The organism is Pseudomonas sp. P5_B3 (assembly GCF_056400405.1).
On record NZ_JBFULI010000029.1, the window covers coordinates 28976 to 50081 of the forward strand.

17 protein-coding genes and 5 tRNA genes are annotated in these 21106 nt (G+C 60.0%); 15 read left to right on the plus strand and 7 right to left on the minus strand.

Features of this window, described 5'->3' with window-relative positions:
• Window positions 1-74: 74 nt before the first annotated feature.
• Window positions 75-150: transfer RNA gene (locus tag AC1DRN_RS17850), tRNA-Asn, on the minus strand.
• A gap of 227 nt (window positions 151-377) precedes the next feature.
• Here AC1DRN_RS17850 and AC1DRN_RS17855 point away from each other — a divergent pair.
• Entirely contained in the window at window positions 378-608 is a 231-nt protein-coding gene (locus AC1DRN_RS17855) for a hypothetical protein (protein WP_223457051.1), read from the plus strand.
• Here AC1DRN_RS17855 and AC1DRN_RS17860 read toward each other — a convergent pair.
• Both AC1DRN_RS17860 and AC1DRN_RS17865 read right to left on the minus strand, forming a co-directional pair.
• Entirely contained in the window at window positions 605-814 is a 210-nt protein-coding gene (locus AC1DRN_RS17860) for a hypothetical protein (RefSeq protein ID WP_223457053.1), read from the minus strand. The genes AC1DRN_RS17855 and AC1DRN_RS17860 overlap by 4 nt on opposite strands.
• A 238-nt stretch (window positions 815-1052) precedes the next feature.
• A complete protein-coding gene (locus AC1DRN_RS17865) occupies window positions 1053-2249 on the minus strand; it encodes an amino acid aminotransferase (protein WP_223457055.1) in 1197 nt (398 codons plus the stop codon).
• A gap of 335 nt (window positions 2250-2584) precedes the next feature.
• Here AC1DRN_RS17865 and uvrB point away from each other — a divergent pair, with 335 nt between their 5' ends.
• Window positions 2585-4600, plus strand: coding sequence for an excinuclease ABC subunit UvrB (uvrB, locus tag AC1DRN_RS17870; RefSeq protein ID WP_223457057.1), 2016 nt, complete (start codon window positions 2585-2587; stop codon window positions 4598-4600).
• 103 nt (window positions 4601-4703) lie between these two features.
• On the opposite strand, the gene AC1DRN_RS17875 is transcribed toward uvrB, so the two are convergent.
• Complete coding sequence (locus tag AC1DRN_RS17875; protein WP_263289519.1) at window positions 4704-6254, minus strand: MDR family MFS transporter; 1551 nt, start codon at window positions 6252-6254, stop codon at window positions 4704-4706.
• Window positions 6244-7332, minus strand: a complete 1089-nt coding sequence (locus AC1DRN_RS17880; RefSeq protein WP_223457059.1) for an HlyD family secretion protein — start codon at window positions 7330-7332, stop codon at window positions 6244-6246. The genes AC1DRN_RS17875 and AC1DRN_RS17880 overlap by 11 nt, the downstream gene beginning before the upstream one ends.
• 219 nt (window positions 7333-7551) lie before the next feature.
• Between AC1DRN_RS17880 and gltX the strand changes: the two genes are divergently transcribed.
• The 10 genes from gltX (at window position 7552) to AC1DRN_RS17930 (ending at window position 13514) form a co-directional block, all read left to right on the plus strand.
• Window positions 7552-9033, plus strand: a complete 1482-nt coding sequence (gene gltX, locus AC1DRN_RS17885; RefSeq protein ID WP_223457061.1) for a glutamate--tRNA ligase — start codon at window positions 7552-7554, stop codon at window positions 9031-9033.
• Window positions 9034-9236: 203 nt separating this feature from the next.
• A tRNA-Ala gene (locus AC1DRN_RS17890) sits at window positions 9237-9312 on the plus strand.
• 79 nt (window positions 9313-9391) lie between these two features.
• Window positions 9392-9467 (plus strand) — tRNA-Glu (locus AC1DRN_RS17895).
• Window positions 9468-9520: 53 nt separating this feature from the next.
• A tRNA-Ala gene (locus AC1DRN_RS17900) sits at window positions 9521-9596 on the plus strand.
• A gap of 80 nt (window positions 9597-9676) precedes the next feature.
• A tRNA-Glu gene (locus AC1DRN_RS17905) sits at window positions 9677-9752 on the plus strand.
• Window positions 9753-9936: 184 nt separating this feature from the next.
• The gene (locus tag AC1DRN_RS17910; protein WP_223457063.1) at window positions 9937-10476 is read left to right on the plus strand and encodes a TetR/AcrR family transcriptional regulator; all 540 of its coding nucleotides are present in this window, start codon (window positions 9937-9939) and stop codon (window positions 10474-10476) included.
• Window positions 10477-10505: 29 nt separating this feature from the next.
• Entirely contained in the window at window positions 10506-11339 is an 834-nt protein-coding gene (locus AC1DRN_RS17915) for an alpha/beta fold hydrolase (protein ID WP_223457065.1), read from the plus strand.
• Window positions 11340-11387: 48 nt separating this feature from the next.
• Complete coding sequence (locus tag AC1DRN_RS17920; RefSeq protein WP_223457067.1) at window positions 11388-11849, plus strand: acyl-CoA thioesterase; 462 nt, start codon at window positions 11388-11390, stop codon at window positions 11847-11849.
• Window positions 11850-11978: 129 nt separating this feature from the next.
• Entirely contained in the window at window positions 11979-12938 is a 960-nt protein-coding gene (locus AC1DRN_RS17925) for a tRNA dihydrouridine synthase (protein ID WP_108217793.1), read from the plus strand.
• A 129-nt stretch (window positions 12939-13067) separates the two neighbouring features.
• Window positions 13068-13514, plus strand: a complete 447-nt coding sequence (locus tag AC1DRN_RS17930; protein ID WP_223457069.1) for an Hsp20 family protein — start codon at window positions 13068-13070, stop codon at window positions 13512-13514.
• Window positions 13515-13685: 171 nt separating this feature from the next.
• On the opposite strand, the gene AC1DRN_RS17935 is transcribed toward AC1DRN_RS17930, so the two are convergent.
• Together AC1DRN_RS17935 and AC1DRN_RS17940 are read right to left on the minus strand one after the other, a co-directional pair.
• Window positions 13686-16964, minus strand: coding sequence for a sensor domain-containing protein (locus tag AC1DRN_RS17935; protein WP_223457072.1), 3279 nt, complete (start codon window positions 16962-16964; stop codon window positions 13686-13688).
• 67 nt (window positions 16965-17031) lie between these two features.
• The gene (locus tag AC1DRN_RS17940) at window positions 17032-17922 is read right to left on the minus strand and encodes a LysR family transcriptional regulator (RefSeq protein WP_223457074.1); all 891 of its coding nucleotides are present in this window, start codon (window positions 17920-17922) and stop codon (window positions 17032-17034) included.
• A 147-nt stretch (window positions 17923-18069) separates the two neighbouring features.
• Here AC1DRN_RS17940 and leuC point away from each other — a divergent pair, with 147 nt between their 5' ends.
• From leuC to AC1DRN_RS17955, 3 genes are all read left to right on the plus strand, one after another.
• The gene (leuC, locus tag AC1DRN_RS17945; protein WP_223457076.1) at window positions 18070-19488 is read left to right on the plus strand and encodes a 3-isopropylmalate dehydratase large subunit; all 1419 of its coding nucleotides are present in this window, start codon (window positions 18070-18072) and stop codon (window positions 19486-19488) included.
• Window positions 19489-19499: 11 nt separating this feature from the next.
• Window positions 19500-20144, plus strand: a complete 645-nt coding sequence (gene leuD / locus AC1DRN_RS17950) for a 3-isopropylmalate dehydratase small subunit (RefSeq protein WP_157711688.1) — start codon at window positions 19500-19502, stop codon at window positions 20142-20144.
• Window positions 20145-20288: 144 nt separating this feature from the next.
• Window positions 20289-21056 carry a class I SAM-dependent methyltransferase gene (locus tag AC1DRN_RS17955; RefSeq protein WP_223457078.1) on the plus strand — a complete coding sequence of 256 codons (768 nt, stop codon included), beginning with the start codon at window positions 20289-20291 and terminating at the stop codon, window positions 21054-21056.
• The last annotated feature ends 50 nt before the right edge of the window (window positions 21057-21106 follow it).

Here is a 21106-nt window from a genome sequence, read left to right on the forward strand (position 1 = left end):
CGAAAAAACCCGCCTGAGAAGGCGGGTTTTTCGGTGGTTTCAGAGATTTTGAAAGCCTTCTCTGGAACCTTGTCTGGCTCCACGACCTGGACTCGAACCAGGGACCCAGTGATTAACAGTCACTTGCTCTACCAACTGAGCTATCGCGGAATGGCGCGTATCTTAATGATTCAAAAAGAGAAGTCAAGCATCGAATAACAATTGGAGCGAATCATCGGGACGGGCGGTGGTTTAGCGGCGATTGGCGGTTACCAGGATCGCCCCAGAGGTCTACCATGGCCGCCCGGAAGTGGTGACACGCGCTGCCGGCCATTCGCCGAAAAGGTATGCGCCATGAATCATTTGACCCTCACACCTCGATACCATGGGGTGCACCCATGAGCATCTCTCAGATCAGCCTGCCCAAAGGTGTCGGCCCCCACGCCGAAAAGTTGTTCGACGCCATCACTCAGGCCGGCACCGCTGAAGCATTGAGCCGCGCGGGTGGCAAGGCGGAAGGTTTCGTCCTCGGGCTGGAAAGCACCAAGGCGATCAAGAGTCAGATCGCCGAATCGCTCTACGTCGCCTATGACGATGCGGTCAGTCAGCGTGCGACCGAGCTGGCTTAACCGCCGAAGGTAATCGTGCCAAGCATCAGTTTGGCGTAGAGCGCCGTGGCGCCCAGTTGCACCAGCCATAGCGCCAGACCACCGAGAAAGACGCCAGCAGCGACTTGCATTACCAGGTTGTTGCCGCGTTTTGTCGGGGCGCGCGGGACGAAGTGATCCAGGTCATCCAGGTCATCGCGGTCAGCGCGAAGGTCATCGTTTTTCATGTGGGTTCTCGCAGGAATTCCAGGGTGTACACAAAACCTGTAGGAGCGAGCCTGCTCGCGATGGCAACAGCACATTCACCATCAATGGTGACTGGTACATCGCTATCGCGAGCAGGCTCGCTCCCACATTTTGGATTGTGTGGAGTTTAGAGGGCTGAGCCCGTGCTTTGAGATTTATCTGCGACAAATAAAAAACGGGAAGCCTAATGGCTTCCCGTTTTTCGTATCACGACGCGATTCAGATCACCTGAACGATGGCATCCGTAACGGCCTTGATATTGCTCTGGTTCAGCGCGGCCACGCAGATGCGGCCGGTGTCCAGGGCGTAGATGCCGAACTCGTTGCGCAAGCGGTGAACCTGCTCAACGCTCAAGCCGGAGTACGAGAACATGCCGCACTGACGACCGACGAAGCTGAAGTCGCGTTGAGGCGCTTTTTGTGCCAGCAGATCGACCATCTGAGTGCGCATGCCGCGGATGCGCAGGCGCATTTCGGCCAGTTCGGCTTCCCACTGGGCGCGCAGTTCCGGGCTGTTCAGCACCGCAGCGACAACGCTGGCACCGTGGGTCGGCGGGTTGGAGTAGTTGGTGCGGATTACGCGTTTGACTTGCGACAGCACGCGCGCGCTTTCTTCTTTCGATTCGCTGACGATCGACAGGGCACCTACGCGCTCGCCGTACAGCGAGAACGACTTGGAGAACGAGCTGGAAGCGAAGAAAGTCAGGCCCGACTCGGCGAACAGACGCACGGCAGCGGCGTCTTCGTCGATGCCATCGCCGAAACCTTGGTACGCCATGTCGAGGAACGGCACGTGGCCTTTGGTTTTAACGACTTCCAGGACGTTTTTCCAGTCGGCCGGGCTCAGGTCCACGCCAGTCGGGTTGTGGCAGCAGGCGTGCAGCACAATGATCGAGCCGTTTGGCAGCGCGTTCAGGTCTTCCAGCATGCCGGTGCGATTCACGTCGTGGGTCGCGGCGTCGTAGTAACGGTAGTTCTGCACCGGGAAACCCGCGGTTTCGAACAGGGCGCGGTGGTTTTCCCAGCTCGGATCGCTGATTGCCACAACGGCGTTCGGCAGCAGTTGCTTGAGGAAATCGGCACCGATTTTCAGAGCACCTGTACCGCCAACGGCCTGGGTGGTGATCACGCGGCCAGCGGCGATCAGCGGCGAGTCGTTGCCGAACAGCAATTTCTGCACGGCCTGGTCGTAGGCGGCGATGCCGTCGATTGGCAGGTAGCCACGGGAAACGTGTTGAGCGGCGCGAATGGTTTCGGCTTCGACAACGGCGCGCAGGAGTGGAATTCGCCCCTCCTCGTTGCAGTAAACACCGACCCCCAGGTTGACTTTGTTGGTCCGGGTATCGGCGTTGAATGCTTCGTTGAGGCCCAGGATTGGATCGCGTGGTGCCATTTCGACAGCGGAGAACAGGCTCATTATTGCGGCGGCTCTGAATGGAGAGTGGAGGGACGTGTCGCGCTCCAGCCGAATGCACTAGAGCGGTGCACAAACGGGGAGCTAGTATAGAGGCCATCGGCGATTGCTGGCGACAGGCGATTCGGCTTTTCGGTTAAGTTTTTCCGATTATTTTTCGACCGTTAGTCGATTGGTCGTGTCGGAGACTTTACCGGATGTAGGACGTTTGCCTTGAAAGCGCTGGCAATCGGCTCCACATTGAGCACAATCCAGTTTTTTCCTCGGGCGACATCGGTCGTTTGCGGTCTTTCTCGTTCGTGCCGGTTTTGCCGGCAAGAGTGATCCAGAGGTATTTCATGTCTGAATTCCAGCTAGTCACCCGTTTCGAGCCCGCCGGCGATCAGCCGGAAGCCATCCGCCTGATGGTCGAGGGTATCGAAGCCGGGCTGGCGCACCAGACGCTGCTCGGTGTGACCGGCTCGGGCAAGACCTTCAGCATCGCCAACGTCATTGCCCAGGTGCAGCGCCCGACCCTGGTGCTGGCGCCGAACAAGACCCTGGCGGCGCAGTTGTACGGTGAGTTCAAGGCGTTCTTCCCGAACAACGCGGTGGAGTATTTCGTTTCCTACTACGACTACTACCAGCCGGAAGCCTACGTGCCGTCCTCGGACACCTTCATCGAGAAAGACGCCTCGATCAACGATCACATCGAACAGATGCGTCTGTCGGCGACCAAGGCCTTGCTCGAGCGCAAGGACGCGATCATCGTCACCACGGTGTCCTGCATCTACGGTCTGGGCAGTCCGGAAACCTATTTGAAGATGGTGTTGCACGTGGATCGCGGCGACCGGCTCGATCAGCGCGAATTGCTGCGACGCCTGGCCGACCTGCAGTACACCCGCAATGACATGGATTTTGCCCGCGCGACCTTCCGCGTGCGTGGCGATGTGATCGATATCCACCCGGCGGAATCCGATTTCGAGGCGATCCGCATCGAGTTGTTCGACGATGAAGTGGAAAGCCTGTCGGCGTTCGATCCGCTGACCGGCGAAGTCATTCGCAAACTGCCGCGTTTCACCTTCTACCCGAAGAGCCACTACGTGACGCCACGGGAAACCCTGATGGACGCGGTCGAAGGCATCAAGGTCGAGTTGCAGGAGCGCCTGGAATACCTGCGCTCCAACAACAAACTGGTGGAAGCCCAGCGCCTGGAGCAGCGCACCCGTTTCGATCTGGAGATGATCCTCGAACTGGGTTACTGCAACGGCATCGAAAACTACTCGCGCTATCTGTCCGGCCGCGAAGCCGGCGCGGCGCCACCAACCCTTTACGATTACCTGCCGGCCGATGCCTTGCTGGTGATCGACGAATCCCATGTCAGCGTTCCGCAGGTCGGTGCCATGTACAAGGGCGACCGCTCGCGTAAAGAGACCCTGGTCGAATACGGTTTCCGCCTGCCCTCGGCCCTGGACAACCGGCCAATGCGTTTCGATGAGTGGGAAAGCATCAGCCCGCAGACGATTTTCGTCTCGGCGACGCCAGGTAACTATGAAGCCGAGCACGCCGGGCGCGTCATTGACATGGTGGTGCGCCCGACCGGGCTGGTGGACCCACAAATCGAGATCCGCCCGGCACTGACCCAGGTCGACGACTTGCTGTCGGAAATTACCAAGCGCGTCGCAGTCGAGGAGCGGGTGCTGGTCACCACGCTGACCAAGCGCATGGCCGAGGATTTGACCGATTACCTGGCCGACCACGGCGTGCGCGTGCGTTACCTGCACTCGGACATCGACACCGTGGAGCGGGTCGAGATCATCCGCGACCTGCGCCTGGGCACCTTCGATGTGCTGGTGGGCATCAACCTGTTGCGCGAAGGTCTGGACATGCCGGAAGTCTCGCTGGTAGCGATCCTCGATGCCGACAAGGAAGGCTTCCTGCGGTCCGAGCGCTCGCTGATCCAGACCATCGGCCGCGCGGCACGTAACCTCAATGGCCGGGCGATTCTCTATGCGGACCGCATTACCGGTTCCATGGAACGGGCAATCGGCGAAACCGAGCGTCGTCGCGACAAGCAGATTGCGTTCAACCTGGCCAATGGCATCACGCCGAAGGGCGTGTTCAAGGACGTTGCCGACATCATGGAAGGTGCCACCGTGCCCGGTTCGCGCAGCAAGAAGCGCAAAGGCATGGCCAAGGCCGCCGAGGAAAACGCCAGGTACGAAGCGGAATTGCGCTCGCCGGGCGAGATCGCCAAGCGTATCAAGGCCCTGGAAGAGAAGATGTATGCGTTGGCGCGTGATCTGGAGTTTGAAGCAGCGGCGCAGATGCGCGACGAGATTACCAAGTTGCGCGAGCGCCTACTGACTGTTTGATCTTTAGTGCCTGAACTGGCCTCATCGCGAGCAGGCTCACTCCTACAGGGWTCAMWKTGAWCCCTGTAGGAGTGAGCCTGCTCGCGATTGGGGCAACTCGGTCTCAGTGCGCTTCCCCAGCCTTCAACCCCACCGGCAATTTCCTGGTCAGCAACACCGCCAGCATGCTGATCCCCAGCGCAATCCCGACAAAATGAAACGCATCGTTATAGGCCATGATCGACGCCTGTTGATGCGCAATTTCGCTGAGTTTGCCCAGTGCCGCCGTTTCACTGCCCAGTCGGTCGGTCAACGAGGCAATGCGCTCGGCCACCTGCGGATTGCTCGGCACGATCGATTCACGCAGGTAGTCAAAGTAAACCTTGGTCCGCGCATCCAGCAGGGTGGCGAGCAGGGCGATGCCGATGGCGCCGCCGAGGTTGCGCAGGATGTTGAACAGGCTCGATGCCGATCCCGCATCCTGAGGCAGGATGTAGGCGGTAGCGATCAGCGAGATGGTGACCATGATCAGCGGCTGGCCCAGGGCGCGGATGATCTGGATCTGATTGAACTGTGGCCCGGCAAAGTCCGGGTTCAGCACGCCCGAAGAGAAACTCGCCAATCCGAATAGTCCGAAGCCCAGCGTGCACAGCCATTTCGGCGAGACGAACTTCATCAGTTTGGGCACCAGCGGAATCAGAAACAGCTGCGGTATGCCCATCCACATGATCACTTCACCGATCTGCAGGGCGTTGTAGTTCTGGATCTGCGCCAGGTACAGCGGCAGCAGGTAGATCGAACCGTACAACCCGACCCCCATTCCGACGCTGGAAATGCTGGATAAACCGAAGTTGCGGTTGCCGAGGATGCCGAGATTGATCAGTGGATTGGGTTTGGAAAACTGCACGATCACAAAGGTGATCAGGCTGACCAGCGCGATGCTGCCCAGGGTCACGATCAGGTTCGACTCCAGCCAGTCCTTGCGATGGCCTTCCTCCAGGAATACCTGCAAGCAACCAAGCCCGACGCCGAGGGTGAGAATGCCGGCGTAGTCGGTGCTTTTGAGCAATTCCCAGTGGGCTTCTTTCTTCTCCAGGCCGTACATCAGGCCGGCAATCATGATCAGGCCGGGCGGGATGTTGATGTAGAAGATGTATTCCCAGCCCCAGTTTTCCGTCAGCCAGCCGCCAAGGGTCGGGCCGATGGAGGGGGCGAAGGTGGCGGTCATGGCGAACATGGCCATGCCCTTGGCGCGGTGGTGTTCCGGGAGTTTGATCAGGGTGAGGGTGAACGCCAGCGGAATCAGCGCGCCACCGGTAAACCCTTGCAGGGCGCGGAACACGATCATGCTTTCCAGGCTCCAGGCCATGGAGCAGAGCAGGGAGGCCGCGAGAAACCCGAGGGACACCCACACGGCCAGGCGTCGCGCCGACAGCAGCTGCACCAGCCAGGCGGTGAGCGGAATCATGATGATTTCCGCCACCAGGTACGAGGTGGAAATCCACGAACCTTCTTCCAGGGTCGCCGACAGCGCGCCCTGGATGTCCTTGAGCGAGGAGTTGGTGATCTGGATGTCGAGCACCGCCATGAAGGCACCGAGCATCACGCTCATCACCGCGATCCAGTCCCGCCGGGTCGGTTCGCCGACCGGGCGGATCAGTTGATCACCGGCCATTGTCAGCGGCGTCTTTGCTGCTCACTTTGGTGGTGACATCTTCAGGGGCGTCCTTGATGTTCACCTTGGCGGTCACCGACATGCCCGGACGAATCTTGCCGCGCAGCGGGTTGTCCGCGGCGAAGGTCAGTTTTACCGGAATCCGTTGTACGACCTTGGTGAAGTTGCCCGTGGCGTTATCCGGCGGTAACAGGCTGAACTGCGCGCCCGATGCGGCGAACAGGCTGTCGACCCGGGCTTCGATCGGCGTGTCGCTGTAGGCGTCGAAGGTCAGCTCGGCTTTCTGGCCGGGCTGCATATGGCCGATCTGGGTTTCCTTGAAATTGGCCTGAATCCAGATGTCTTCATCGGGCACGATCGACAACAGGTAAGCGCCGGCCTGCACGTATTGGCCATTGCGTGCAGCGCGCTGGCCGATCAGACCGCTGATGGGGGCGTGGATTTCGCTGCGGGTGAGGTTCAGTTCAGCCTGGGCCAGATCGGTTTCGGCGTTGGCAATCTGTGCGTCGAGGCGTTTGATCTCGGCGGTCAGTGCATTGACCTGCTGGCGCTGACTTTGCGCGTCGGCCTGGGCCTTGGCCACTTGCGAGCGGGCAATGTGGGATTCGGCGGAGAGGGTGGTCACCCGTTCTTCCGAGACATAGCCGGGTTTGCGCAAGGTCTCGGCGCGGGTCAGATCGATCTGCGAGCGACCCAGGCTGGCCTGGCTGGACGCGACTTGCGCTTCGCTGGCGGCAATCAGGCTGGCCTGCTGGGTCAGTTTGCTCTGGGCTTGCAGGCGTTCGGCCTGGCGAGTGGCCAGGGCTGCGTTGGCGCGGTCGACAGCGAGGCGGAAGTCGTCGCCTTCGAGTTTGATCAGCAACTGGCCTTTCTCGACATGCTGGTTGTCCTGCACCAGTACCTGATCGATGCGCGCGCCCAATTGGCTCGACACACGGGTGATCTCGCCCTGGACATAAGCGTTGTCGGTGCTTTCATAAAAGCGCCCCTTGAAGAACCAGTGGGCAAACAGGCCCCCTGCAATCAACAGGACCATCAGCAGGAAGGTGAAGAGGCGACGCTTGAGTTGGGCAGGCATGGGGAAAACTGTAGTTGAGAAATTGTAAGAGAAGTTATCAGCAGGCAAATCTGGCATACAGCCGATAAACGGTAAATGCCATCGACCGATATCCGCGGCATACGGGCGTTACAGCCGCAACCTTGGCTTAAATGCCCTGTTCGCTGGAGCCGGGCGGGTGTCGCCTGTTACCATTCGCGCCTTGTTTGAACTTTGCTTTTTTTCTTTTCGAGACATGCCATGACCACCGTCCGCACTCGCATCGCGCCATCGCCTACCGGGGATCCCCACGTAGGTACCGCTTACATCGCCTTGTTCAACTACTGCTTTGCCAAGCAGCACGGCGGTGAGTTCATCCTGCGGATCGAAGACACCGACCAACTGCGTTCGACCCGCGAGTCCGAACAGCAGATTTTCGACGCCTTGCGCTGGCTGGGGATCGACTGGAGCGAAGGCCCGGACGTCGGCGGCCCGCACGGTCCATACCGTCAAAGCGAGCGCGGCGATATTTATCAGAAGTATTGCCAGCAACTGGTCGACCTGGGCCATGCGTTCCCGTGCTTCTGCACCGCCGAAGAACTGGACCAGATGCGCGCCGAGCAAATGGCCCGTGGCGAAACCCCGCGCTACGACGGCCGCGCCTTGCTGCTGTCCAAGGAAGAAGTCGCCCGTCGCCTGGCGGCTGGTGAGCCCCACGTTATCCGCATGAAAGTACCGAGCGAAGGCGTCTGCGTGGTGCCGGACATGCTGCGCGGCGACGTTGAAATCCCGTGGGACCGTATGGACATGCAAGTCCTGATGAAGACCGACGGCCTGCCGACGTACTTCCTGGCCAACGTGGTCGACGATCACCTGATGGGCATCACCCATGTATTGCGCGGCGAAGAGTGGCTGCCATCGGCGCCGAAGCTGATCCTGCTTTACGAGTACTTCGGCTGGGAACAACCGGAGCTGTGCTACATGCCGCTGCTGCGTAACCCGGACAAGAGCAAGCTGTCCAAGCGCAAGAACCCGACTTCGGTGACGTTCTACGAGCGCATGGGCTTCATGCCCGAAGCGATGCTCAACTACCTGGGCCGCATGGGCTGGTCGATGCCGGACGAGCGCGAGAAGTTCTCGTTGCAGGAAATGGTCGACAACTTCGACCTCAAGCGCGTGTCCCTCGGCGGGCCGATCTTCGACATCGAGAAGCTGTCGTGGCTCAACGGCCAGTGGCTGCGCGACCTGCCGGTGGAAGAGTTCGCCGCACGGGTGCAGAAGTGGGCGTTCAATTCCGAGTACATGATGAAGATCGCGCCGCACGTGCAGGGCCGGGTCGAAACTTTCAGCCAGGTGGCACCGCTGGCCGGGTTCTTCTTTGCCGGTGGCGTGAACCCCGATGCCAAACTGTTCGAATCGAAGAAACTGTCGGGCGATCAGGTCCGCCAGTTGATGCAGTTGATCCTGTGGAAGCTCGAAAGCCTGCGTCAGTGGGAGAAGGACAGCATCACCGCGACCATTCAGGCAGTGGTCGAATCCCTGGAGTTGAAGCTGCGTGATGCCATGCCGCTGATGTTCGCTGCGATCACTGGCCAGGCCAGCTCGGTGTCGGTGCTCGATGCGATGGAAATCCTCGGGCCGGACTTGACCCGTTTCCGTCTGCGCCAGGCCATTGACCTGCTGGGCGGCGTGTCGAAGAAAGAAAACAAGGAGTGGGAAAAGCTGTTGGGCGCTATCGCCTGACACGCTTGCTGAAGGACTGATGGCCATTGTGCATGCCCGTCGTTGGGCGCGCAGTGGTCCTCAGACCCCCAATTTTCCGGGGGGAGGGCGGTAAGTGATTGTTATGTCGGCAAAAAATTTTAAATTTTTTGAAAAATAAGTTTGACAGACTTTCGATACGCCCTTAAGATTCGCCCCGTCCTCAGCGATGACATCAACGATGAGGGGCTATAGCTCAGCTGGGAGAGCGCTTGCATGGCATGCAAGAGGTCGACGGTTCGATCCCGTCTAGCTCCACCAATTTACACTTCAAGGTCTGGCCACACCGGCCTTGAAGCGATCAACACTCAGCGTTGATCAGTTGTATGGAAGGGTTTGCGTCCCCTTCGTCTAGTGGCCTAGGACACCGCCCTTTCACGGCGGTAACAGGGGTTCGAGTCCCCTAGGGGACGCCAGTTTTACAGAAGCGATGTTGCAAGATGTCGCTCCGCCGCGAGGCGAAAAATCCGGGGCTATAGCTCAGCTGGGAGAGCGCCTGCATGGCATGCAGGAGGTCAGCGGTTCGATCCCGCTTAGCTCCACCAATTTTACAGTTCAAGGTCTGGCCACACCGGCCTTGAATCGATCAGCTCTCAGCACTGATCAGTTGTATAGAAGGGTTTGTGTCCCCTTCGTCTAGTGGCCTAGGACACCGCCCTTTCACGGCGGTAACAGGGGTTCGAGTCCCCTAGGGGACGCCACGATTACCCGCTCTGCGGGATTTATAAGGGTCATTCAATTATTGAATGGCCCTTTTGTTTGTCTGGCGTTTGGCCAAATTCCTCCATTTCCAAAAAAACTGTTCTTCAGACCAGCGGTCACACCCATGACTTGCTAAAATTTATTATGAGAATAATATTTCAATCGTAATATTCGGAGGCGACGATGAACGATAAAAAAGCTCAAACCCGCGAACGCATTCTCAAGGCCGCCAGCGCAGCGCTGATTCAGCGCGGCCCGGCCGAGCCAAGCGTGGGCGAAGTGATGGGCGCGGCGGGCCTGACGGTCGGCGGCTTCTACGCACACTTCGAAAGCAAGGACGCGATGATGCTGGAGGCGTTCAAGCAATTGCTCGGTCACCGCCGCGACCTGATTGCCGACATGGACGCGGAGTTGACCGGCGAAGAGCGCCGCACTCTGGTGGCAGCGTTTTACCTGTCGCGCAAGCACCGTGATTCCTCCGAATCGGCCTGTCCGATCCCGGCATCGGTCGGCGAACTGGGGCGGCTGCCGGAAGCGTTTCGTGTCGCTCTGAATGAACATGTGGAAATGATGGTTGCGCAGTTGGCGGCCAGTCCTGAAGAAACCGAAAAAGCCCTGGCCGACATGGCCTTGATGGTGGGTGGGCTGGCTCTGGCGCGGGCGCTGGGGCCGGGAGAGTTGTCCGATCGATTACTGCGTGCCGCCAAATCGGCAGTGCGTTGACCTGAAGGCTGCGGCCTGAGGAGAATGCGATGAGCGCGTTAAAGTGGGTTCGTGGCGTTAATGGCACCTTGGGCTGGTTTGCCCCGAAACTGGTCGCTAGCAAAATGCGACTGGCCTTCATGACACCGCGAGATCTGCCGCCCCGTGACTGGGAGCTGCCGCTGTTGGCGAAGTCCGAGCGGATCACCTTGCGTTTCGGGCTCTCGGCGTTACGTTGGGGGCAGGGCCCGGCCGTATTGCTGATGCACGGTTGGGAAGGGCGGCCAACGCAGTTTGCCAGCCTGATCACTGCGTTGGTCGATGCCGGTTACTCCGTGGTCGCCCTGGATGGTCCGGCTCACGGCCGCTCACCGGGCAGCGAGGCGAATGTGGTGCTCTTTGCTCGTGCCATGCTCGAAGCCGCCGCCGAATTGCCGCCATTGCAAGCGGTCATCGGCCACTCCATGGGGGGCGCCAGCGCCATGCTGGCGGTGCAGTTGGGTCTGCGCACGGAAACCCTGGTCACCATCGCCGCCCCGGCGCGGATCCTTGGTGTGTTGCGTGGATTCGCCCGCTACGTCGGACTGCCACCGAAAGCCCGCTCGGCATTCATTCGCCAGGTCGAGCAAGACGTCGGCATGCGCGCCGCGACGCTGGATGTCGCCCATTATCAACTCGATATGCCCGGCCTGATCGTCCACGCCGAAGATGACAGCATGGTCTCGGTCAAGGAGTCTCAGCTGATCCACGAAGCCTGGTTCGACAGCCGTTTGCTGCGCCTGCAAGAAGGTGGGCATCAGCGGGTGCTGGCTGACCCTCGGGTGATTGATGGCGTGTTATCACTGCTGGCCGGTCGCCGTCTGCAATCGCGCCAATCCGCTTGAGCATCCGTTACACTGCCCCGGTCGAATCGATATGACCGGGAGTGGGGCATGGGCTGGGATCGGGAAACGCCATTTATCATTGATCTGCAAGTGGACGCCGAGGACATAGACGGGTTGGGGCACGCGAACAACGCGGTCTACGTGACCTGGCTCGAACGCTGTGCCTGGCGCCACTCCCAGCGCCTGGGCCTGGACCTGGTCGAATACCGGCGGCTGGACCGGGCGATGGCGGTGGTGCGCCACGAGATCGATTACCAGGCGGCAGCCTATGAGGGCGATGAGTTGCAGTTGGCGACCTGGATTGTCGATTGGGATCAGCGCCTGAGAATGACCCGGCATTTCCAGTTGAAGCGACCCAGCGACAATTCGACCTTGCTGCGCGCGCAAACCACCTTCGTCTGTATCGAGCTGTCGAGCGGCAAACCCAAGCGCATGCCGGCGGAGTTCATCGAGGGCTATGGCCCGGCGTTAACTCAATGTGGGAGCGAGCTTGCTCGCGATGAACGATAATGCGGTGTGCCGGATAAACCGTGTCGCCTGAATCGCGAGCAAGCTCGCTCCCACAGGGTCTGCGTTGTTCTGCAGTTTGCTTGCGATATCCAGTAAACTGCCGCACGTTTTTCCTCGAGTGTGTTTTTCATGCAAATTGCTTTGGCGCCCATGGAGGGGTTGGTCGACGACATCCTGCGCGATGTGCTGACCCGCGTGGGTGGTATTGACTGGTGCGTGACCGAGTTCATTCGGGTCAACGACCAGTTGCTGACACCTGCCTATTTCCACAAGTTCGGCCCGGAGTTGCTCAACGGTGCCCGGACTGCCTCCGGTGTGCCGCTGCGTGTGCAATTGCTCGGTTCCGATCCGGTGTGCCTGGCGGAAAATGCCGCGCTGGCTTGCGAGCTGGGTTCCGAAGTGATCGACCTGAACTTCGGCTGCCCGGCCAAGACCGTCAACAAATCCCGTGGTGGTGCGGTACTGCTCAAGGAGCCCGAGCTGCTCAACCAGATCGTCGAGCACGTCCGCCGCGCCGTCCCCGCGCACATTCCGGTGACCGCCAAGATGCGCCTGGGCTTCGATAGCCCGGACGGTTCGCTGGTGTGCGCTACGGCCCTGGCCGAAGGCGGTGCGGAACATATCGTGGTGCACGCGCGGACCAAGGTGGATGGCTACAAGCCGCCAGCGCACTGGGAATGGATCCCTCGCGTGCAGGATGTGGTCAAGGTGCCGGTGTTCGCCAATGGTGATATCTGGAGCGTCGAAGACTGGCGGCGTTGCCGCGAGATCAGCGGCGTTGAAGACATCATGCTCGGTCGTGGCCTGGTTTCGCGCCCGGATCTCGCCCGGCAGATCGCTGCAGCGCGGGCCGGGGAGGAGGTGGTCGAGATGACCTGGGCCGAGTTGCTGCCGCTGATCCAGGACTTCTGGCTGCAAGCCAAAGCGCAGATGACGCCGCGTCAATCGCCGGGTCGCTTGAAGCAATGGCTGGCGATGCTGACCCGCAATTATCCCGAGGCGGTAGAGCTGTTCACCGTGCTGCGCCGTGAGACCGAGCTGGATAATGTCTCGCATTTGCTGGGTCTGCCCGTGGCGGAAGCAGCCTGAAATTTTTAAAAAAAGCTGAAAAAAATCTCTTGAAATGCAATCAGCGGTCCCTATCTAAGGATTACGCGATGCCGAATTCGGGTCGCGGAGACAAAAAACCTTGCTGATTGTTTTCAGGAGATTTGAATCATGGCAACTACATTTTCGATGGCACCACTGTTCCGTTCCTCGGTAGGTTTCGATCGTTTCAACGACCTGTTCGAAACCGCCTTGCGCAATGAGCCAGGCAGCACCTATCCACCTTACAACGTGGAAAAACACGGCGACGATCTATACCGCATCGTCATTGCCGCGGCAGGTTTCCAGGAAGAAGATCTGGAGCTCGAAGTCGAGAAAGGCGTGCTGACCATCAGTGGCGGCAAACGCGACGCGAACGAAGACGTCACTTATCTGTATCAGGGCATTGCGCAGCGTGCCTTCAAACTGTCCTTCCGCCTGGCGGACCACATCGAGATCAAGGCTGCCGGCCTGAGCAACGGTCTGTTGAGCATCGACCTGTTGCGGGTGGTACCGGAAGAGGCGAAAGCCAAGCGCATCCCGATCAACGGCACGCAGAAGAAGGCTCTGCAACACTGAGCCGAGCCCGAAGCCGGGTCGTGTGATTGATCAGGTAGCCGGCCGAAACAAAAAGACCCCGACTTGTCGGGGTCTTTTTTTGCACTCATGTGAAGGAAACCGGATTTTTCCAGCCAGCACGCGTAATCGTTCGCGTGCATCGCGAGCAGGCTCGCTCCTACAGGAGTGGTGTTATTTCAGCAGTTTTTGGAACTCTTCCACCGGCAACGGCTGACTGTGCAAATACCCTTGGTAGAAATGGCACTCCAGCCCCTGTAAGAACTCCAGCTGCTCCGCTGTTTCGACCCCTTCGGCAATCACCTTCAAATCCAGGCTGTGGGCCATGGCGACGATGGCGCGGATGATCTCGGCGTCGTTCGGGTCGCTGGTGGCGTCGCGGATGAACGACTGGTCGATTTTCAGGGTGTCGACCGGCAAGCGCTTGAGGTACGTCAGCGAGGAATAGCCGGTGCCGAAGTCGTCCATGGCGAAGCTCACACCGAGTTTTTTCAGGCGGCGCATTTTGCTGATGGTGTCCTCCAGGTTCTGGATGACGATGCCTTCGGTGATTTCCAGTTTCAACAGGGAGCAGGGCAGGCCATAGCTGGACAGGCTGTTTTCGACGCGCTCGACGAAGTCGTTCTGGCGGAACTGGCGCGGGCTGATGTTCACGCACAAGCTGAATTTGTAAGGGTCTATCAAGCCTTTGTCGATCAGTTGTTTGAAGGCCTGGCAGGCTTCGTCGAGGATCCAGGTGCCGACCTCCAGAATCAGTCCGCTGTCTTCCAGCACCTTGATGAACTCGGTGGGTGACTGCCTGCCGAGCTCCGGATGATTCCAGCGCACCAAGGCCTCTGCACCGACGATGCGGTCGCCCCGGGCGTCGACCTGGGGTTGGTAATGCACGCGAAACTCACCCCGGGAAAGCGCCAGGCGCAAGTCGGTTTCCATGCGCAGGCGTTCGCTCGCGGCCTTCTGCATGGTGTTGTGGAACATCTGCGCGGTATTGCGCCCCGAGTCCTTGGCGCGATAGAGCGCGATGTCGGCGCGCTTGAGCAGGTCGGTCGGGGTCGAACCGTGATCGGGGATCAGCGCAATGCCGATGCTTGGCGTCACTTGCAGGCGCTGGCCGTCGAGGAACATCGGTTCGGACAGCAGTTCGCGGATGGTGTCGGCCAGTTCGCGTACCTGATCGCTGACCTCGCTGCGCGAGCCTTCGAGACCGCTGAGCAGTATTACGAATTCGTCACCGCCCAGACGCGCAACGGTGTCCTCCATGCGCACGCTGGCCTCCAGGCGCGCGGTGATGATTTTCAGCACGGTATCGCCCACCGGATGCCCGAGGGAGTCGTTGATGTGCTTGAAGTGGTCCAGGTCGAGGAACATCAGCGCACCACGTAAATTGTGGCGTTTGAGCAGGGCAATTTGCTGACTGAGCCGATCCATCAGCAGCGCCCGATTGGGCAGGTTGGTCAGTGAGTCGTGGTAGGCCAGATGGCGAATCTGCGCTTCGGCGTTTTTCAGCAGGCTGACGTCCCGCGCGGTCAACAGCAGGCAGGCGGTTTCATTGAGGGTGATCGGTTCCACCGAGACTTCGACGGTGAGCAGTTCGCCGCGCTTGTTGCGCCCGAGCATTTCCTGGTGATGAACCCGACCCTTGATCTGCAATTCGGCGAGCAGCGCCGAGCGTTGTTTTTCTTCGGCCCAAATTCCCACCTGATACACCGTGCGGCCCACCACTTCTTCGGCGCGGTAACCGGTCAGGCGGCAGAAACCGTCGTTGACCTCCAGATAGCGTCCGGTGTCGCGCTCGGTGATGGTGATGGCGTCGGGGCTGGAGTGGAACGCCTTGGCGAATTTCTCTTCACTGGCCTTGAGCGCCGCTTCCGAGCGCTGTTGCTGGGTGATATCGCGCAGCGTGGTGACGATGCAGGGCTGGTCGCCGACGCTGATCTGGCGGCTGGAAATCACGCAGGTCAGGACCTGTCCGTCCTTGTGCTGGACGAGTATGGCGACGTTGTTCAGGCCTTGTTCGCGGATCACTTGTTCGATCCGTCGCAGACTTTTCGCTGAAGCGTCCCACAGGCCTATTTCGTCGGCGCTGCGGCCGATCACATCGGCGGTGCTCCAGCCGAAGGTCTGGGTGAAGCTGGAGTTGATTTCAATGAACTGGCCGCTGTCCTGGTGGGTGACGCAAATCGGATCGGGGCTGACCTGGAACAGTGTGGCGAATTTCTCTTCGGAGGCCACCAGCCGTTGTTCGCGCTCCACCTGGTCAGTGATGTCGAGCAATGTACCGGCCATGCGCACCGGCACGCCGTTGTCATCGCGGTAGAGGCGGGCGCGGCTTTCCAGGTAGCGCGAGCTGCCGTCGGGCAATTGCACGCGGTAGGTCAATTGATAGTTGCCGGCCGGGCCTTCACGCAGGCTGCGGTAAGCGTCGCGCATGGTGTCGCGTTCGTTGCCGGGCACGCCTTCGAAAAACTCGTCGAAGGACTCGTGAAAGGGTTTGGCGTCCAGGCCGTGCAGTTGGGCGGCCCGTGCCGATCCGTAGAGCATGCCGCTGGGAATGTGCCAGTCCCAGGTGCCGAGCTGCGCGGAGTCCAGGGCCAGGTCGAGGCGTTCCTGGCTGTCCTTGAGGGCATGTTCGGCGACTTTGCGTTCGGTAGTGTCCAGGAACGTGCTCAGTAGATAGGGCTGGCCTTCGAGCTCGACTTTTTGCGCACTGAGGATACCGTCATGGATCTGGCCATTGCTGGCGCGAAACTGCACTTCCATGCTTACCAGGTCGCCTTTGGCCTTGGTGGCCTTGACCAGATCGGCCCGTTGCTCGGGATACACCCACAACCCCAGTTCCAGGGTGGTGCGGCCGATCGCGTTTTGTACCGGCCAACCGAACAGGCTTTCGAAATACTGGTTGGCTTCGGAGATCAGGCCGTCCTCCTGGCGGGTCAGCAGGACCATGTTCGGGCACAGGTGGAACAGTGTGGCGAAGCGTTTTTCCGAGCTGCTCAACGCCTGTTCGCGCTGACGCTGGTGGGTAATCTCGCGGATTACGCCGATCATCCGTGGCCTGCCGTGCTTGTCCGGCAACAGGCTGCCGTTGATTTCCAGCCAGTGCAGGCTGCCATCGGGCCAGCGGATGCGGTGATGCATCGCTTGCTCCAGTGGCGCGCCAGCAATGACCGCGTGGAAGGCGCGAAGGGTTTTCGCGCGATCTTCCGGGGGCAGCAGGTCGAGGTATTCCAGATCCGATGGCAATGGTTTGCGGGGGTCGAAGCCGAACAGCGCCTGCGTGCCCCGGGACCAGCTGATCTGCCCGCGCTCGATGTCCCAATACCAGGCGCCCAGGCGCGCACCGTTGAGCGCGGCCAGTAATTGCGAGGCACTTTCCCAGCTCTGTTCGGAGCTTTTCGGATCAAGTGCCTGAATTCGCGGCATCGGCGGAATACGGTCTACAGATTTCGGCATTGGCAAGCCTTGGGCTGAGTTTGGGCCTTTGTTGCAGGAATTCTCGGCTCTATAGGAGTAGCACAAGTTAGCCTTGAGTCCCTGGCGGATCGAGTTGAGCGTCCAGCAAGGCCATGAAGGCCCGCGCAGCATTCGACAGCGTCCGTTCCGTGTGCAGGATATAGCCTAGCTGGCGAGTGAGCTGTATGCCCGGTAAAGGTATGCGTGCTACCTGGTCATCGAGCATGGTGCGCGGCAAAACGCTCCAGGCCAGGCCAATCGAGACCATCATCTTGATGGTTTCCAGATAGTTGGTGCTCATGGCGATGTTTGGCGTCAGGCCCTGGGCTTCAAACAGCCGTTGCACGATGTGGTGGGTAAACGTGTTGCCGCCGGGGAATACTGCCGGGTGCCGGGCGATGTCCGCCAGGCTGACCTTGCCGCTATTGAGCAGCGAATGCTCCGGGGCGACCACGAAATCCAGCGGGTCGTCCCACACCGGGGTGGCCTTGACCAGCGCATGGGGTTCCGGTGCCAGGGTGATGACCGCCAGTTCGGCGCGGCCATGGAGAATTTCCTCGTAGGCCACTTCCGAATCGAGGAACTGAATATCCAGCGCCACCTCGGGATAACGTCGGGTGAACTCCCTTAATAAAGGCGGCAAGCGGTGCAGGCCGATGTGGTGACTGGTGGCCAGGGTCAGACGACCGGTCACCTCGCCTGTGAGGTTGGTCAGGGCGCGGCGCGTATCATCGAGAACATTCAGAATCTGGTAGGCCCGCGGCAGCAGGGCGCGCCCGGCTTCGGTCAGGCCCACTTCACGACCCAGGCGATCGAACAGCCGCACCTTCAATTGCTGCTCCAGCCCGGCGATGCGTTTGCTGATGGCCGGCTGGGTCAGGTGCAGCCGTTCGCCGGCGCCGGAGAAGCTGCCGGTTTCGGCGATGGCTATAAAGGCATTGAGGTTGGCCAGGTCCATGGTTGTATTCCAGTTGGTTATCCAAAGCATAAAAAATATGAATTTGAGTTATTTAATGTAACCCCATAGGATCAGCCTCACAAGCCAGAGGGTTATTGAGCACTTCAAGACCCGGGGCATAGAAACAAGCTGATGAGGAACCGTCTGATGGCCGGCAAAACGCTCTACGACAAGCTCTGGGATTCGCATTTGGTCAAGCAGCGCGACGATGGCTCTGCGCTGATCTACATCGATCGTCACATCATCCACGAAGTGACCTCGCCGCAAGCCTTCGAAGGCCTGCGTCTGGCCGGGCGCAAGCCATGGCGCATCGATGCCAACATCGCGACCCCGGACCACAACGTACCGACCACGCCGGAGCGCAAGGGCGGCATCGACGCCATCGTTGACCAGGTCTCGCGTCTGCAAGTGCAGACCCTCGACGACAACTGCGATGAATACGGCATCGTCGAGTTCAAGATGAACGACGTTCGCCAGGGCATCGTCCACGTCATCGGCCCGGAGCAGGGCGCGACCTTGCCGGGCATGACCGTGGTCTGCGGCGACTCCCACACCTCGACCCACGGCGCATTCGGCGCATTGGCGCACGGTATCGGTACTTCCGAGGTCGAGCATGTGCTCGCCACCCAGTGCCTGGTCGCCAAGAAAATGAAAAACATGCTGGTACGGGTCGAAGGCCAATTGCCGTTCGGCGTGACCGCCAAGGACATCGTGCTCGCCGTGATCGGCAAGATCGGCACCGCCGGCGGTAACGGCCACGCCATCGAATTCGCCGGCAGTGCGATTCGCGACTTGTCCGTGGAAGGCCGCATGACCATCTGCAACATGTCCATCGAAGCCGGCGCTCGTGTGGGCCTGGTAGCGGCTGACGAAAAAACCGTGGAATACGTCAAGGGTCGTCCTTTCGCACCGAAAGGCGCGGAATGGGATCTGGCCGTCGAAGCCTGGAAAGACCTGGTGTCTGACGCCGACGCCAAGTTCGATACTGTTGTCGAGCTCGATGCCACCCAGATCAAGCCGCAAGTCAGCTGGGGCACTTCGCCTGAGATGGTGTTGGCGGTGGATCAGAACGTGCCGGATCCTGCGAAGGAAATGGACTTGGTCAAGCGCGACTCCATCGTCCGTGCCTTGAAATACATGGGTTTGACCGCCAACCAGGCGATCACCGACATTCAGCTCGACCGCGTGTTCATCGGTTCCTGCACCAACTCGCGGATCGAAGACCTGCGTGCGGCGGCCGTGATCGCCAAGGGCCGCAAAGTGGCCTCGACCATCAAGCAGGCCATCGTCGTGCCGGGCTCGGGCCTGGTGAAGGCCCAGGCTGAATCGGAAGGCCTGGACAAGATTTTCCTCGAGGCTGGTTTCGAATGGCGCGAGCCGGGTTGCTCGATGTGTCTGGCGATGAACCCGGACCGTTTGGAGTCCGGCGAGCACTGCGCTTCGACCTCCAACCGTAACTTCGAAGGTCGTCAGGGCGCTGGTGGTCGTACTCACCTCGTCAGCCCGGCCATGGCCGCCGCAGCCGCTGTGAACGGTCGTTTCATCGACGTCCGTGAATTGATCTAAAGGAGCACAGCATGAAAGCTTTTACCCAGCACACTGGACTTGTCGCGCCTTTGGATCGTGCCAACGTCGACACCGACCAGATCATTCCGAAGCAATTCCTGAAGTCGATCAAGCGCACGGGTTTTGGCCCGAACCTGTTCGATGAATGGCGTTACCTGGATGTGGGCCAGCCTTACCAGGACAACTCCAAGCGTCCGCTGAACAAGGACTTCGTCCTTAACGCCGAGCGTTATCAAGGCGCCAGCGTACTGTTGGCCCGCGAAAACTTCGGTTGCGGCTCCAGCCGTGAACACGCGCCGTGGGCGCTGGAGGAATACGGTTTCCGCAGCATCATCGCGCCGAGCTACGCCGACATCTTCTTCAACAACAGTTTCAAGAACGGCTTGCTGCCGATCATCCTGAGCGATGCCGAAGTCGACGAACTGTTCCAGCAGGTCGAGGCCAATCCGGGTTATCAGTTGCAGGTCGATCTGCAAGCCCAGACCGTGACCCGCCCTGACGGCAAGGTGCTGAGCTTTGAAATCGACGCGTTCCGCAAGCATTGCCTGCTCAACGGCCTGGACGATATCGGCCTGACGTTGCAGGACCATGAGGCGATTGCGACGTTTGAGGCCAAGCACCGGGCTAGCCAGCCGTGGTTGTTTCGCGACGCTTGATTTTGCGTAAGGCGTAATGCCGTCATCGCGAGCAAGCTCGCTCCCACATTGGATTTGCGGTGTTCACAAAACCTGTGGGAGCGAGCTTGCTCGCGATGAGGCCAGAAAAGACACCCCAAGACTCACCCCCAAAAGGAAGTCCCCATGACCAGCACCGCCCAGCACACCCAGGTAGTCCAGAAGCAATTCGGTGAACAGGCTGCGGCCTACCTGAGCAGCGCCGTACACGCTCAAGGCACCGAATTCGCGCTGCTGCAGGCTGAGCTGGCCGGGCAGGGCGAGGCACGGGTGCTGGACCTTGGCTGCGGCGCAGGTCACGTGAGCTTTCACGTAGCCTCATTGGTGAAAGAAGTGGTGGCCTACGACCTGTCGCAGCAGATGCTCGATGTGGTGACCGCTGCCGCCATCGATCGTGGTTTGAGCAACGTGTCCACGGTCAACGGTGCCGCCGAGCGCCTGCCGTTCGCCGATGGCGAATTCGATTTCGTCTTCAGCCGTTATTCGGCGCACCATTGGAGCGATCTCGGCGTGGCGTTGCGGGAAGTGCGCCGGGTGTTGAAACCGGGCGGTGTGGCGGCGTTCGTCGACGTATTGTCACCGGGTAGCCCGCTGTTCGACACTTACCTGCAAAGCGTCGAAGTGCTGCGCGACACCAGCCATGTGCGCGATTATTCCGCCGGCGAGTGGTTGCGCCAGGTCAGCGAGGCGGGGCTGCACACGCGCAGTACCACTCGTCAGCGCCTGCGCCTGGAGTACAACAGCTGGGTCGAGCGCATGCGCACGCCTGAAGTGATGCGCGCGGCGATCCGCGAGTTGCAGCAGTCGATGGGTAATGAAGTACGCGAATATTTCGAGATTGAGGCCGATGGTTCGTTCAGTACCGATGTACTGGTGCTGATGGCTGAACGATAAGCTCTGAAAGAAGAGCGCCGAACGATAGAATTTTTCCGGGAGCGCCCCAG